Here is a 14,350-nt window from a genome sequence, read left to right on the forward strand (position 1 = left end):
GTCTTACCTGTTCTGGGGGACCAGCGCCTGTTGTAAATGGCGGGTCAGGCGACGCGCGGCCAGCGGCTGCGCATCGGGATTACTTTCACAAAACGACTGACTGTCGATTCGCGGTTGTACACGCACAGTAAACAGCGGTTTAACTGGCGGAATCTGATACCAGCGGCTCTGCTTATCGAGCATGCGCTGGCTGCAGGTGATGTGGACGACGCGCAGATCGCAGCCGGCGCGCACGGCGATACTGGCGGCGCCCCGCTGCAGGGAGAGCGGCTGACCGTAGCGGGTGCGGGTGCCTTCCGGAAAGATCAGAATATTGTCGCCGCGCGCCAGGCGCTGCTGACTGTCGGGCAGCAGCGTCTCCGCTTCACTGTTGATCAGATAGTCGGCCGCGCGGATCACCCCACGCATAAAAGGATTTTTCTGCAGATCGGCTTTCACCAGACAATCCATCTCCGGCAGCACCGAGGCGATCATCACGTAATCGATCAGCGAGGGATGGTTGGCCACGATCAGGCAGCCGCGATCCTGCTGCAGCAGCTCAGCGCCTTCGATACGGTAGTCGTAGACCCCGGTCAGCCGGCAGAACCGCAGAAAGCAGCGGAAGCTGAACGCGATAGCGCGTCGGGCCAGCAGACGGCGGCGCAGCGAATCACGCTGAACCAGCAGCAGCAGATTAAAGCCCACCAGCGACAGCAGCAGTCCACCCAGGCCAAACAGCGTGAAACTCAGCGCGGTCATCACCAGACGCCAGCAGTAGTTCAGGCGGCTGCCCGCGCAGAGTGCCGGTTGTGAACAGTCAGCCATGTTCTCTCTCCCAGTGCCATGTCAGGCGTTCACCCGGCAGGCTGAACGCGGGCGACGCCGCCAGCCACTGCTGCAGAAAACGCAGGCTCTGCGGCCACAGCGGCGCGTGGGTCTGCGCCGGTTCAGGGCGACCGCTGCAGCGCAATGCCTCGCCTTTACCCAGCAGCAGCGCCACCGCATAAGGCACATTCATGCCCTGCTCCGGCAGCCAGTGTTGATAATAATCGGGCACGCAGCCGTCGAAATCGACCAGCAGCACCTGCTGATAACCCGCCTGATGCAGGGCGCTGACTTCAATCAATCCCTGCTGGAAAGAGTCGATGCCGGCGGCGATGGAGGTGGAGACCAGCGGCGCTTTGGCCGCAATAGTCAGGCTGCCCACCGCCGAGTTGTGAACCGACATGGCAAAATCAGTGGGTGACATCATCTGCTGATCGGCCAGCGTGGTGAGGATGCGCAGGTTACGCTCCAGTTCGCCGTGACGGCTGGTGAAGACGATCGCGTCCACCCGCTGCCGGGCCAGCAGTGCCAGCCCGCACTCAACCGCCGCACGACTGCCGCCGCTCAGACGACGCGCGGTCATCATCGGTAAAAACTGCGGTTTCGCCATCTCTCCTGCGGGATCGATAGCGGTGCCCTGTCGCGCCCAGTTCTGCCAGGCCTCGTGCCCCTGTAATCCTGGAGCCAGGGCCTGCCAGTCGAGCAGTGAGTAAGCGAGTCTCATCTCAACATTCTTTCGTCAAACGTGTGGTGTCAGCAATTATCAGGACGTTACGCCTGCCCGGTGCAGAAAAGTGCATTGCTGAACGCCTCTGCCGATCGCGCCAGGGGCGTTCACGGTAGAGGTTTAGGCTGAGGTTCAGCAATAGCAGCTCATCTGATTTGTCGGCCGGGTGGAGCCAATCTTTATACTCAGGTCCTCTGACGGGACGTTATTACGACGGGAGACGCCTTATTGCGCCGCCAGCGCCGACAGGCGTAACTGAATGTCCTGATCCAGATTGGCGATCCAGCGGTTGTAGTTACTGTGGATCTGCCCCTGCCCTGCTTTCAGGTTTTCACTGCTGACATAATCAATGCGGTAGTTCTGGCTGGTGTAGGTGATGCGAATGGTCGCCGCGAAACCACGCTGGGCCAGGCGGCCAGTGATCACGCCTGGCGAAACGGGGGTCATCACCCATTTACGGCCAATGCCGGCTTCAATGATCGCCGTTTTCATCTGGTTATCGCTGTAGCGTTGCGTCAGGCTCTGATTCACATTGTGAATCGGTGCGGTGCGGGCACAACCGGTCAATAACGCAGCAACCACGGCCAGCGTGAAAATCGTCTTCTTATTCATCAGGAATCCCTTCTTTTATGATATTTATCAGTAATATAAACGGATAATTCGCCGTGCGCAGCCTGCGCTTTTCGTGCGCTTTTCCGTCTGGCTGGTGTAAAACCCGCGCATGATACCATCGAATGTAAAGACAGGTAAGCAGAAGTATGCATGGCTTTATAGCGGATATTCGGGGGATTGCGGCGGAGGAAACAGGCTCTCCTGCTGTCGTCAGGGGGCCGATCCGCGCCGTAAAACTCTGGCGACGGCTGGATCGGCCAGGACGATTATGGCGTTGCGGCGGGCGTCCAGCCTCCCCCCAGCGCACGATAGAGATCGATCTGCGCCAGCAGGAGGTTATTTTTGACGGTGACCCGATTAAGCTGGGTGGAAAACAGGGTGCGCTGCGCATCCAGCTCATCCAGATAAGAGGCATAACCGTTCTGATAGCGGTTGCGGGCAATGCGCAGCGCCTCGGTCACGTAGGCCTCCTGCTTTTGCAGTTCCTGAAGCTGGGCCTCTCGCTGCCTGATGGCGTCAACCGCATCGTTGACTTCCGAGAAGGCGTTGCGCACCACTTTTTCATAGCTGTAAAGCGCCTGGTTCCGCGTGGCCATTGAAACATCGACCTGCGCCGTCAGCGCTTCACGGTTCAGCAAGGGCGCCAGAATGCTGCCGCCCACGCTCCAGAGCCGGAACGGATTATCCGCTAACTGATGCAGCACCGAACTCTGCAGGGTGCCGCTGGCGGTGAGGTTAAGCGACGGCAGCAGCTTCGCCTGTGACGACGCCAGGCTGGCATCGGCCGCCAGCAGCTGACGCTGCGCCTGCACGATGTCGGGACGGCGGTTGAGTAGCGCAGAAGGCAACAGCGACGGCATCTGCTGCGGCAGAATCTGGTCAAACTGCTGACGCCGGGCAAGGGTACGCGGGTTCATTCCCACCAGAATGCTCAGCGCATTCTCCTGCCGGGCGATCTGATGCTGCAGCTGCGGTATCTGCGCTTTGGCCGACTGATATTCTGAGGCCGCCTGCATCCACTCCAGCCGGGAGGTGTAGCCGGTTTCAAACTGACGCCGGGCCAGCTTCAGCGAATTATTGCGGGTGGCCAGCGTCGCCTCGGTGACCCGCAGTTGCTCATCCAGCGCACACAGGTTGAGGTAACCCGACGCGACCGAGCTGGCGATGGTCAGCTCAGCGGCAGACGCCGCCGCCTGCTGCGCCGCTAAGGTCGCCTGCGCTGCCGTGATGCTGCTGCTGCGCGCGCCCCACAGATCAACCTCGTAGCTGCCCTGTAACAGTCCCTGAAACACATCGGTCTCATAAGGCTGCCCCGTCACTGACGAGAGCGTGCGTTCACGGGTCGCGGCCACACCGGCGCTGACGGTGGGGAAGTTATCACCCTGCGTGGCGCGCAGCTGGGCGCGATACTGATCGACCCGGGATCGCGCCGTAAGAATATCGGGATTGTTGCGCAGCGCCTGGCTGACCAGCCGGTTGAGATACTCATCATGAAAGGCACGCCACCACTCGGCCTCCGGCGCGGCGCCGGGGCCGACACTCTCCCGCCAGGCCGCCGGGATCGGCAGCGAGGCCGGTGCCTTTTCAACCTGTGTGGCGCAGCCTGACAGCAGCAGTGACAGGGCAGCGATCGCTACGCGGCCCCTCATGGCGCAGCCTCACCGGCGGGCCGGGCGGCCGTATCGATGCTGACCTCCACGGACATGCCGGGACGCAGCTGTGCCATATCCTGCTCCTTCAGGCGGATGCGAACCGGAATGCGCTGTGCGATTTTGACAAAGTTGCCGGTGGCGTTGTCGGGTGAAATGGCACTGAACTCTGAGCCTGCAGCCGGGGAGATAAACTCCACCTCGCCGTTAAAGCGCTTGCCGTCCAGCGCATCGACCCGAATCGTCACCGGCAGGCCGGGACGAATATGGGCCAGCTGGGTCTCTTTCAGATTGGCGATAATCCATTTGTGATTGGGCACCACCGACGTCAGGCGGGTTCCGGCAGTGACATAGGCGCCGGTGCGGACCGACAGCTGACCGAGCTGGCCGTCATCCGGTGCGGTAATCCGGGTATTCGCCAGGTCGATCTCCGCCAGTTCCAGAGCGGCACGCGCGCTGGCGACATCCCCCTCCAGCGCATCACGGTTTACAATGACCGTTTGCAGATTCTGCTGTGCCACGGCAATCTGTGCCGCCGCCTGACGCACCTGCGCCTGCGCCTGGGCGCTGGCGGCGCGGGCGGCATCACGCTCACGTACCGACAGCGATCCATCCGCCGCAAGGTTCTCAACCCGCTTCAGATCGAAGCCGCTTTTTAACGCCTGGGCTTTGGCATTCTCCAGTGCCGCTTTGTTGCTCTGAATCGTCGCTTCTGCGCTGCGACGCTGCTGCAGGTTATTGTTCAGCGCCGCCTGCTTCATCTCCAGCTGCGCCTGCGCCTGATGCACCCGCTGACGATAGATCCGATCGTCAATCGTCATCAGTAACTGCCCTTTTTTCACCGGCTGCAGATCGATCACCTCCACCGAGGTGAGATAGCCACTGACCTGCGGGCTGATAAAGGTCACCTGACCGCGCACATAGGCATTTTCGGTGCTCTGCACCGCGCTGGTAAAGGGCCAGAGTTGCCAGGCGTAGAGAATAACCAGCACGCCCAGCACCACAATGCCGCTACCCACGGCGACAGAAAGAATACGGCGGCGATTAACACGTTCGCGTTCTGCAGCCTGAAGCTCATCCTGCTGACTCATTGTTTCTCCCTTAAATCCTGTAATGCGGCCAGCTGTTGCTGCTCACGCAGGTTAAATCGCGCCTGACGCCACTCCAGATAACGGCGACGGGTTAAACGCCAGATTACCCACATCAGCGTCGCCAGCGCCAGCGCGGCGGTGAGCAGATAGGTGTCGTTATAGGCGAGCACGTTCGCCTGCAGTGTGGCGACCGTCTGAAGCTGGCTGGTGCTCTGCGCACCGCGCAGCACGCTGTCACCCACCAGCGGGTTAAACAGCGCATTATACTGGCTGAGCCGCTCGGTGACATTGGGATCGAGCAGGGAAAGCTGATCGCCCAGCAGGCTGGAGTGATATTTTTCGCGCCAGACCTGAAAGGTGCCCAGAATGGCAGAACCGATCAGACCGCCGAGGTTCTGGCTCATGCCAAACAGCACCACAAAACTGACCAGATTCTTCGGCTGGGTCACGACGCTGCCAATCCCCATCAGCATGGCGGGCGCCATAAAAAAAGCGCTGCTGAAACCCAGCAGGAACTGGCTGAAATACATTTCGGGACCCCGGGTCAGCGGGCTGGATTGCGAATCCATCAGTGAAGCGATAATCATCACCACCAGCGAGGCGACAATAGGCCAGTTCAGATGAGTGGGTTTAATGGTCAGCGCGCTGGCAGCAATGCCGACAATGACCCCGGCGATAATGGCCAGCGCCAGACCACGCATCTGATCGTTCTGAAGGCCAAGCTGCTGTAAGAAGCCGACCGCGCCGGTGTTCTGTTCGGCCAGGACGATACGGATCATGATCATCACGATGCCCAGCCGCACCATGTTGCCGCTGCTGAGCCAGCGGGTATTGATCAGCGGATTGCGCCGGTTATGTTCGATCACCATCGCCGCGACAATCAGCGTCAGCGCTATCGCGGTACAGATACCGAGCCAGGGCGTGGTGAACCACCACTCAATCCGCCCCAGCGACAGCACGCCGCACAGCAGCGCCATGCCGGGTGCCAACAGAATGAAAGTAACGAAATCCATTTTCTCAAAAGTTTTGATGCGGTCACCCGGCGGCAGTTTCACCATCAGCACCCCGCCCAGCGCAATCATCGCCAGACCGAGTTCAAACAGATAGAGACCGCGCCACTCGTTGAGCTGCAGCAGTTCAGAGGAGAAGAGTCGGGCCAGCGGAATGGCGAGCTGCGACACCGTCAGGCCGATAACCAGCGCTTTCAGGCGATGTTTTGCGGGCCAGGCCTGCACCTGATAGTAGATGCCGAGTGAGCTGAGGGCGGCCGCCACCATGCCGTGCGCGGTGCGCACAATAATTGCGGAACTGAGGTCGTTGGCAAACAGATGAAAGAACGCCACCAGCACATAGAGCACCAGGAACGCCTCGGTAAAGACCCGCAGTCCAAACTGCTGGCGGAACTTCACCAGCAGCAGGTTGATCGAGATATTGCCCATCACATAGACCGCAGGCAGCCAGGCAATTTCATTCGACCAGGCACCAAAGGTGCCCTGCAGATTGACCAGATTTGCTGTGACCAGCGCGTTACTCAGCGCACCGGTCAGGGAAATCAGCAGACCGATCAGGCCAAACGCCAGGCGTTTGGGCATCGGGTGCAGCGGGGTCGAGGGCGAGCCCGGCAGCATGGGTTTTTCGTGCGGTAACCACTCGCGTGCAGCGTAGGGATTTCGCTTTGCCACTGCTACATACTTCCCATACGACTCAACAGTTGTTGCAGCACACGTTCGGTGACGGCCAGATCCTGCGGGTCGATGTCAGCCAGCATCTCGGTGCGCAACGCATCGGCCTCGGTTTTCACGCGGGCAAACGCCTCGTTGCCTTTTTCGGTCAGCACCAGGTGGCGCTTGCGGCGATCTTCCGGCGGCTGCACCCGCGTCAGCAGTGACTGTTTGACCAGCCGATCCACCAGCGGAACCATGCTGGCATCTTCCAGCCCCAGCAATTGCGCCAGTTCGGTTTGCGTCATGCGTTCCGGTTCGCTGGCGATGAGGCCAATAGCCATCCAGCTGCTCATACTTAAGCCGCTGTCTCTGAGATGACGATCTACCGCCAGGCGCCAGGCATGTGCGGTCAGGTGCAGTAAATGGGTGAAGGTACGGGTATGCTGAGACAAATGTTAGCAGCCTAATGGTTAGGATTCTGATTAAATAGAAGGGTTATTATACGCAAAGCAAAACGGGATTGAAAAGCGCCCGTTCTGTTAAAAACTAGTGGATCGCGGCAGAATGTCCAGAGTCCGCTATCGGGAGCCCGATAATATGAAACAGCCAGCAGCAAACTGGGTGGATCTCCGCCGTGACGCCATCAGCGGTATTGAGGCGCTGCGCGCTCATTTTACCGGTCACGCCTATGATCCGCACTGGCATGACAGCTATCTGATCGGTGTGACTGAGCAGGGAGTACAGCAGTTTCACTCGCGGCGCAGACAGCACCGGAGCCGACCCGGCACGGTGTTTATGCTGGAACCGGAAGAGCTGCATGATGGAGATGCCATCAACGAACAGGGTTTCACCTACCGTATGCTCTACCTTTCTCCACAACAGATTGCACAGCACCTCAACCCGGCCGGGCGTGACGCGCCGCCCTCCCCCGCATTACAGTTTGCTGCAACGCTGCGCGACGATCGGTCGCTGGCCTATGCCGTCTGGCATGCGTTCGAGGCGCTGTGGCACAACCATCCCGCCCTGATCAAAGAGGCGGTTCTGGATCGGCTATTCTCTCAGCTTACGCCGCACCAGCAGATCTTCCTGCCCGATCGCCACCCGGATAAAGATACGGTGCTGGCATTGCAGGCGCGTGACTGGCTGATCGCCCATCATGCGGAAAATCCTGGCCTGGCGCAGATGGCACAGCAGCTGCAGGTGGACCGCTTCCGGTTATCACGCCTGTTTCAGGCGCACTGGGGCCTGCCGCCTCACGCCTGGCTGGTGCAGTGGCGGCTGAGCCAGGCGCGCCGGCAGCTGGCGCAGGGCCAGCCGGTTGCCGACGTGGCCGCCGCGCTGGGTTTTGCCGATCAAAGTCATCTGGGGCGCTGGTTTAAACGCGCCTGCCAGCTCACGCCGTCACGCTATCAACACGCCTGCACAAATCTTCCAGACCCGAACTGACACCGTTGCCACAATGCGTTTTTTGAGTGAGGAGAAACGCAATGCAGGACTTACGATGTGTGATGATACTGAATGCCGCGCTGCCAGCCGGTAAAGCCACCAACGCCGCTGCCGTGCTGGCATTAACGCTGGGGCAGCGTCATCCGGAGCTGGTTGGCGACGCGCTGGAAGATGCGGAGCGCCATCCCTCCCCCGGTCTGATCAGCACCGGTATTCCCGTGCTGGCGGCCACCGATGAGCAGCTTCGGGCACTCCTGCTGCAGGCCGAAGAGGCCGGATACGATCGGGTGCTGTTTCCCGAAGAGGGACAGACCACCACCGATTATCAGGCGCTCAGCATCGCCCTGCGCCAGCAATCGCGGCGGCAGTGGCGGCTGCTGGGTCTCGCCATCGTCGGTGATAAAAAAGCGCTGCGTAAGCTGACGGCAAAGCTGGCGTTATTCAGCTAATCATCCGGTAACAGGCAGATTTTGGTGTTGCGCGTCTTCTGGCCCGCTTTAATAGCGACTTGTTGTACAGGTTATTTGTACAGATTTTTGTTCAGAATAATCCTTATAACGCTTTGATAAGGCGTAAATAGCACGTTTAATCAAAGAATACCATTGTACAAGTTGATCTTTATTGTATAACTTTATCGCCACGAGTTGTCATGCGACTCTGTAACGAATGATGCACTTGCGTCGCCTCTGAAGGTGTCAGTGGATTTCCACCTTCAGAGGTTATTTTTTATCTGCGTTATGTTCACGCTGGCACCATCGCATCTGTCCATGCGATGGTTTTTTTGATTGATTTTGTCCTGACATCCGAACCGGAATCGGGCTGTTATGAAGGGCTTACACATGCAAAATACACTTCCCCGGACTGACCAGGAAATTGCCGACTATTTCAATCCTGCAGCGAATAAACCCGCCAGCGAGATGGAAATGCTAGGTGTCCTGATCGCAGAAATCCTGCAATCGGGTATGCCTGTCAGTAATAAGGCCATTATTTCAAAGCTGATCCACCGACTGGAACTGGAAAGCGACAGGGATTCGCTGGATATCTACCGTCAGCTGCTTGACCTGGTGGTCCACAAAACCCCGGATGACTTTTAACTGTAGTCGCGATTCCAGGGAGGGAATCCACCGCCTTTTTCTGGTATCTTCGTCGATCCCCCGGTAGTATCTGCCTCTCACTGTTTATCCCATTCTTTCCGCCTTCCGCGCGGGAGCAAAATAACTAAAGAGCCTGCAATCCTTTATGACCCAGACTAATGATGTTACCGCAACTGACGTTGTGGCGGGCGATATCAGCACGGGGCGCGTACTGCGTTCGCCTGCGCTGCTGACCCGCGAATGCCTGGCCGGTGTGATTACCGCGCTGGCCCTGATCCCCGAAGTGATCTCCTTTTCCGTGATAGCCGGTGTCGACCCGAAAGTCAGCCTGGTGGCTTCGGTGGTACTCTGTCTGACCCTGTCGATTCTGGGCGGTCGCCCGGCCATGGTCACAGCTGCCGCCGGTTCCGTGGCGCTGGTCATCGGGCCGATGGTGCATCTGCATGGCGTGGAATATATTCTGCCCGCCGTTGTGCTGGGCGGCATCATCCAGATTCTGTTTGGCCTGGCCGGTCTGGCGCGCATGATGCGTTACATTCCCCGCTCGGTAATGCTGGGGTTCGTGAATGCGCTTGGGGTCCTGATTTTCTTTGCGCAGGTGCCGCACGTCTGGGGTCAGTCACCCCTGGTGTGGATCTTCTTTGCCGTCACCCTGGCTATTGTGCTGCTGCTGCCGCGCCTGATAAAAAGTGTGCCCTCCCCGCTGGTCGCCATCGTGGTGGTGACGGCGGTGGCACTGCTGATGGGCTATCGCATGCCGAACGTGGGTGACGAGGGGCCGATGAGCCCTGGCCTGCCCGGGTTGAATACGCTGCTGGTGCCCCTGAACCTGCAGACGCTGCAGATTATCTGGCCCACGGCACTGAGTATCGCGTTTGTCGGGCTGATGGAGTCGCTGCTGACCGCCAAACTGGTCGATGATTTGACGGATACCCCCTCCAGTAAGCGCCGTGAATCCTGGGGCCTGGGCGTGGCGAACATTCTGGCGGGCTTCTATGGCGGTATTGCGGGCTGCGCGATGATCGGTCAGACCATCGTCAATGTGGAACTGGGTCGGGCACGCAGCCGGGTCTCTACCGTCGCGGCCGGTCTGGTGCTGCTGTTACTGGTGACCGGACTGAGCCAGATTATGGCGCAGATCCCGATGGTGGTTCTGGCGGGCATCATGATGGTCGTCGCGGTGAAAACCGTTAACTGGCACAGCCTGCAGCCCGCCACCCTGAAGCGTATGCCGTGGTCAGAAACGCTGATTATGGTGCTGACGGTGGCGGTCACGGTCTGGACGGGCAATCTGGCGCTGGGTGTGCTTGCGGGGGTGATCCTTGCCATGCTGCTCTTTGCCCGCCGCATTGCGCATGTTATCCATGCAGAGCGTCAGCTGAGCGATGATGGTCAGTCGGTGCGCTATGTCGTGCGCGGCCCGCTCTTCTTCGCCAGCAGCAACGACCTGTTTGAGCATTTCGATTACGCTCACGATCCCAAAAAGGTCACGATCGATTTAACCCACGCGCAGATCTGGGATGCGTCCAGCGTCGCGGCGCTGGATGGCATTGAGTATCGCTATCAAAGATATGGTGCCGAAGTGACGATTGAGGGGCTGGATTCACGCAGTACCGACTTCCATCAACGTCTGACCGGTAACTTCGGTTAAGGTGCGCGGTTCTGCTGCCTCTGCGGCAGCAGAACCTGTTATGCCTGCTGACGCCGCGAACGGTAGCGGCCGACCATCGTCATGAGAGCCTGATAGATTAATCCCGCATAGAGACTCATCAGAATTGCCAGACCCGGCGCTTTGCCCTGCTCCTGCCATGACATAAACCACATGAACACGCCCCACAAGAGAGAAAAGACCAGCCAGCCGCGGACGAACTTCATTATGCCATTCATAACCACTCCTCTTAATTGATGCGCTACCTTAGCGATCTCTGGTCTGAAACGCATGGTTACCGTGCACAAGTTGCGAAGCATCTCAAATAATCGACAATAACATTGCCGTCTGCTTTACGTCAGGCGTTTTGACGGCGCTTATCTATACTTAACGCTCCGCTTAACCGATCAGGGAATTACGATGAAACGTACTGCTTATCTGTTATCGACGCTGACCATCCTTGCTACGCTGACCGCCTGCGCACCGACCCCACCTCCCAGACATGCCCCGCCTCCGCCGCCGCCAGGCAAAGATGCCCCGCCACCGCCGCCGCCGGGTGGACAGGCACCGGTGGGCGCACCCGGTGGCGTCGGTCCGGCAGGTCAGCCTCAGGCCTGATATTAATCAGCCAGCCTGCCCCGCAGGCTGGCTGATGCTGCCCCCGCACGTGACGTTACCCATTCTGCCGGCAGGCAACGACGCTATTCTCCCATCCTGCCCCTGTTCACGCTCATTACCCGACGGCTGATCCGGCAGCGAAAGCGTTACCTGCTGTCCGCCAGGGTCGCAGAGAGCAAAAACCATTAAGCCGGACTTTCGGGACAGGGTTATTCAGCTACCCTTAAGTTTCAGGCAGCCTGTTCCGGCGGCACGTAATGGTCAGATTATGCAGAGGTCAACACTATGCCTTCAGGACAATTCTACGTGGTTGATCAACCCGAGCTGAGTTTTACGGCGAATTATCATCTTGATACGGTCAATGACCAACCCTTTCCCTCACGGCTGGTGCTGGAGATCCAGAAGTCGGTTCAGCCCACCGACGCCTTTGCGACTTTCAGCATCGGACATGAAGTGACGTTTGTGTCATCCAGTGGTGAGGCACAACGGATGGTGCTGATCAGTGACACGCCGGATGAACTGGTGTTCAGCTCGCGTGGCTGAGGGGATGCAGGCAGAAAACAGAATTTGTGCGGTATCACAGGTACAAAAAAACCGCCCTTATGAGGCGGTCATACGACACTGCTTATCATTAATTTTTACCACTTCCGGGCTGACACGGAAAATGCGCGCTAAACGTTTTACTAAATGTTCCCGCGCTTTCTTCTCCGTCATCTGAACGATCAGCATGTCGGATGGATCGCAAACCACGTTTTAGACTATTTATACCTGTATCAGGCAGATTGTCTTGCGCGTTCTCGCAGGACCAACAAACACCACGGCGTCATGTTCTCGCGATGCCAGACAGTTCTTTGGCTCAATAATATAGGACGTTAATTCAGGGATCCATTTGACCGAGTACCCTATACCTGCGCGGACGCGCAGGTATTTACGCACTGCCTCCGCTAACGGCCACCTACAGAGCATATGGATGATAGAGACAGTATTTGCATCGGATTATTCAGACGTAAAAGCCCGCCGAAGCGAGCTTATGCAAGTGGGAATAAATTACTACCCTTTTCCCTTCATGAAGTAAAAAGTCAAGTCTTTTAGAATGGATACGCCACCATAGGAACAAAATACAATTACAAAAAACTTTGCAACTTCATACGGCAGAAAACCCATCCATCCATTATCTGGAAAAATATTTACTGAGGTTAACAGAGCAGTAGCTGATAATATGCCAGGCATAATACAGGCATTCTTTATCCTCTTTTCCCTACCACGTGCACTGTCCGCCATAGTTATTCCCTGCCCCCCCGCCATTTCCGTTACCGGTGGCAGCACAAGCTATTGCCCCAGCGACAACACCCCTTACCACGCCACCCCATGATGTTGAACCTGATATAATACCTGTAACAATTGTTGCTGCGCATGGGTTGTCTCTGATAACACTCCCTAAATCCAGACCGTTTGCCTGAGTACCCACAAATCCGTTGCCCTGCCCGCCATAGGATGGATGACCACCATTATAACCTGAGTAACTACGACCACCGCCCTCATAGTTACTGTGCCCGTTTGCGCCAGAAACCATATCTAACTGAGCTTGTTTTAACTCTTCCATATTTGATTCCCTAAAGTTTTTCGTCCTGAAGTAACAATGTACAGCGCTGCTGATTTGTTATATCACTTGCATGCGGACTCTCCAAAAATATCATTTAGAAATGCAGGGATTGATAAACAACGCAAATAAACAGTCACATACAAAACAACAGTTAATTTAATAACACTCATACTTACAAACATCCATTCGAAAAAGGAAAAGATTACAAAAAAATGTGACATGGAACACATTAATTTTTATGTTGTGATGTCAATGTTAATTGCGTACTTATTTTTAACATCCTTAATTGGCAACCATGTTATTTTGATATTCCGCTTTTATAAGCCAGTTATGCATTGATTAACTGAACTGTATCTAACAGTTGTTGTAATCGCCAATCCTCCAGCTCAATACCAATTGCCAAACGTCCTGAAATTATTGCCGCCTTTATAGTTGATCCTAAACGCATGAATAAATCAGCGGCCATATTACCTGGTATGCTGCTGGCTTTGATGATTTTTCCCAGCCTGTCTGCTGGCTTGTCGCATAGATATTTACAGGGCTAAACTGAACCGGCTTATATGCCCATAGATCCGTATAAGGCACCGTAACCGTAAAGTAAAAATATGTGCGGAGGGGTTTAAATCCCTCTACCAGATCATGATATTCACGGTTCAGCGCGTGACAGGTTTCCACCAGCTGATGGTGTAGCGTAGATAATGATCCTGATTTATGGCGCGCGTTCGTAAAAACGCTGCTCACACATGGATACTGCCACGCTTTTATTGTGGCAGGTCTGCGTATGAGTTCCATTCCAAAAACCGGAGGCTACTCGCCCCTGTGCGCTGGATGCGGCTCAGTTGGCAGTGTGGGCAGCATATGAGGCTCTGATTCATGAAATCTCTGATGATCGACTCCTCTCCTCACTGAATGAACATTTTTTAATCATCTGATTTTTTTGAATTGGCGCGAGATACGCAACGAGACTACCTCAAATATTCAAAAAATGTTTTAGTGGTATTTAGCATGATGCCTTCTGATGCAATCCGGCCTGGTCGCCACGGTTTGAAGGGGCGATCAAAAGGGCATCAGAATTGCCGCCAAAGCCAGGGATGAGCAGTATATTCATCATCCACCAGCCAAACGGTTCCGGCTACACCAGAGATGGATTTAACAGTCGCTGGAGTGCTGCGCGTGAGGCGGCAAAATTAAAATTTCCAGAGCTACTGTTTGATTTCACATTCCATGATTTGAAGGCCAAAGGCGTTTCTGATCTGGAGGGGGATTTGTATGAGAAGAGAGCCATTACAGGGCATAAAAACGTGGAGCAGAATGCGGCTTATGACAGAAAAATAGTAGCGGTTCCCGTCGTTGGCGGACAGGTGAAAGGGAAATAATATCAGGAATGGATATCA

Annotated in this window: 16 protein-coding genes and 2 pseudogenes; 7 read left to right on the forward strand and 11 right to left on the reverse strand. The window is 56.5% G+C overall.

The annotated features are described in order from the left end of the window. Nucleotides 1–3: 3 nt before the first annotated feature. The 7 genes from F3I47_RS03865 to F3I47_RS03895 all read right to left on the reverse strand — a co-directional run bounded on the left by F3I47_RS03865 (nucleotide 4) and on the right by F3I47_RS03895 (nucleotide 6,999). Nucleotides 4–804 (reverse strand): 1-acyl-sn-glycerol-3-phosphate acyltransferase, encoded by an 801-nt coding sequence (locus F3I47_RS03865; protein ID WP_150029690.1) that lies wholly within the window; start codon nucleotides 802–804, stop codon nucleotides 4–6. Further along, a complete protein-coding gene (locus F3I47_RS03870) occupies nucleotides 797–1,528 on the reverse strand; it encodes a beta-ketoacyl synthase chain length factor (RefSeq protein ID WP_150029691.1) in 732 nt (243 codons plus the stop codon). The genes F3I47_RS03865 and F3I47_RS03870 overlap by 8 nt, the downstream gene beginning before the upstream one ends. A 228-nt stretch (nucleotides 1,529–1,756) precedes the next feature. After that, nucleotides 1,757–2,143, reverse strand: a complete 387-nt coding sequence (locus F3I47_RS03875) for a hypothetical protein (protein ID WP_009090952.1) — start codon at nucleotides 2,141–2,143, stop codon at nucleotides 1,757–1,759. A gap of 266 nt (nucleotides 2,144–2,409) precedes the next feature. Then, on the reverse strand, nucleotides 2,410–3,792 hold the full coding sequence (locus tag F3I47_RS03880; RefSeq protein WP_150029692.1) for an efflux transporter outer membrane subunit: 1,383 nt from the start codon (nucleotides 3,790–3,792) through the stop codon (nucleotides 2,410–2,412). Then, nucleotides 3,789–4,883, reverse strand: a complete 1,095-nt coding sequence (locus F3I47_RS03885) for an HlyD family secretion protein (protein ID WP_150029693.1) — start codon at nucleotides 4,881–4,883, stop codon at nucleotides 3,789–3,791. Before F3I47_RS03885 ends, F3I47_RS03880 begins: the two co-directional genes overlap by 4 nt. Beyond that, nucleotides 4,880–6,565, reverse strand: coding sequence for an MFS transporter (locus F3I47_RS03890; protein ID WP_033736341.1), 1,686 nt, complete (start codon nucleotides 6,563–6,565; stop codon nucleotides 4,880–4,882). The genes F3I47_RS03885 and F3I47_RS03890 overlap by 4 nt, the downstream gene beginning before the upstream one ends. A 2-nt stretch (nucleotides 6,566–6,567) precedes the next feature. Continuing rightward, nucleotides 6,568–6,999 (reverse strand): MarR family winged helix-turn-helix transcriptional regulator, encoded by a 432-nt coding sequence (locus F3I47_RS03895; protein ID WP_009090959.1) that lies wholly within the window; start codon nucleotides 6,997–6,999, stop codon nucleotides 6,568–6,570. A 145-nt stretch (nucleotides 7,000–7,144) separates the two neighbouring features. Between F3I47_RS03895 and F3I47_RS03900 the strand changes: the two genes are divergently transcribed. From F3I47_RS03900 to F3I47_RS03915, 4 genes are all read left to right on the forward strand, one after another. After that, nucleotides 7,145–7,993 carry an AraC family transcriptional regulator gene (locus tag F3I47_RS03900; RefSeq protein WP_150029694.1) on the forward strand — a complete coding sequence of 283 codons (849 nt, stop codon included), beginning with the start codon at nucleotides 7,145–7,147 and terminating at the stop codon, nucleotides 7,991–7,993. Between the two features lie 41 nt (nucleotides 7,994–8,034). Then, nucleotides 8,035–8,442, forward strand: a complete 408-nt coding sequence (locus F3I47_RS03905; protein ID WP_150029695.1) for a DUF2000 domain-containing protein — start codon at nucleotides 8,035–8,037, stop codon at nucleotides 8,440–8,442. Nucleotides 8,443–8,832: 390 nt separating this feature from the next. Further along, nucleotides 8,833–9,087: a biofilm/acid-resistance regulator YmgB/AriR gene (locus F3I47_RS03910; RefSeq protein WP_033736573.1), complete on the forward strand. Its 255-nt coding sequence runs from the start codon at nucleotides 8,833–8,835 to the stop codon at nucleotides 9,085–9,087. A 145-nt stretch (nucleotides 9,088–9,232) separates the two neighbouring features. Beyond that, on the forward strand, nucleotides 9,233–10,738 hold the full coding sequence (locus F3I47_RS03915; protein WP_140924367.1) for a SulP family inorganic anion transporter: 1,506 nt from the start codon (nucleotides 9,233–9,235) through the stop codon (nucleotides 10,736–10,738). Nucleotides 10,739–10,776: 38 nt separating this feature from the next. Here the strand turns inward: F3I47_RS03915 and F3I47_RS03920 are convergent, their stop codons facing one another. After that, complete coding sequence (locus F3I47_RS03920; RefSeq protein ID WP_150029696.1) at nucleotides 10,777–10,974, reverse strand: DUF6404 family protein; 198 nt, start codon at nucleotides 10,972–10,974, stop codon at nucleotides 10,777–10,779. Between the two features lie 181 nt (nucleotides 10,975–11,155). On the opposite strand from F3I47_RS03920, the gene F3I47_RS03925 reads away from it, so the two are divergent. Both F3I47_RS03925 and F3I47_RS03930 read left to right on the forward strand, forming a co-directional pair. Continuing rightward, nucleotides 11,156–11,353, forward strand: a complete 198-nt coding sequence (locus F3I47_RS03925; protein ID WP_009090971.1) for a hypothetical protein — start codon at nucleotides 11,156–11,158, stop codon at nucleotides 11,351–11,353. A 306-nt stretch (nucleotides 11,354–11,659) separates the two neighbouring features. Next, a complete protein-coding gene (locus tag F3I47_RS03930) occupies nucleotides 11,660–11,896 on the forward strand; it encodes a hypothetical protein (protein ID WP_223812746.1) in 237 nt (78 codons plus the stop codon). A 96-nt stretch (nucleotides 11,897–11,992) separates the two neighbouring features. Here F3I47_RS03930 and F3I47_RS03935 read toward each other — a convergent pair. The 3 genes and pseudogenes from F3I47_RS03935 to F3I47_RS22450 all read right to left on the reverse strand — a co-directional run. Beyond that, nucleotides 11,993–12,319 (reverse strand): annotated as a pseudogene (locus F3I47_RS03935) (phage terminase large subunit family protein); the annotation flags it as partial. A 292-nt stretch (nucleotides 12,320–12,611) separates the two neighbouring features. Beyond that, the gene (locus F3I47_RS03940; protein WP_150029698.1) at nucleotides 12,612–12,956 is read right to left on the reverse strand and encodes a hypothetical protein; all 345 of its coding nucleotides are present in this window, start codon (nucleotides 12,954–12,956) and stop codon (nucleotides 12,612–12,614) included. Between the two features lie 328 nt (nucleotides 12,957–13,284). Next, a pseudogene (locus F3I47_RS22450) lies at nucleotides 13,285–13,473 on the reverse strand (DNA methyltransferase); the annotation flags it as partial. A 574-nt stretch (nucleotides 13,474–14,047) separates the two neighbouring features. Between F3I47_RS22450 and F3I47_RS22685 the strand changes: the two are divergent. Further along, nucleotides 14,048–14,332 carry a hypothetical protein gene (locus F3I47_RS22685; protein WP_370462020.1) on the forward strand — a complete coding sequence of 95 codons (285 nt, stop codon included), beginning with the start codon at nucleotides 14,048–14,050 and terminating at the stop codon, nucleotides 14,330–14,332. Nucleotides 14,333–14,350: the final 18 nt, after the last annotated feature.

The organism is Pantoea sp. M_10, assembly GCF_008631515.1.
GTDB classification, from domain to species: Bacteria; Pseudomonadota; Gammaproteobacteria; order Enterobacterales; family Enterobacteriaceae; genus Pantoea; species Pantoea anthophila.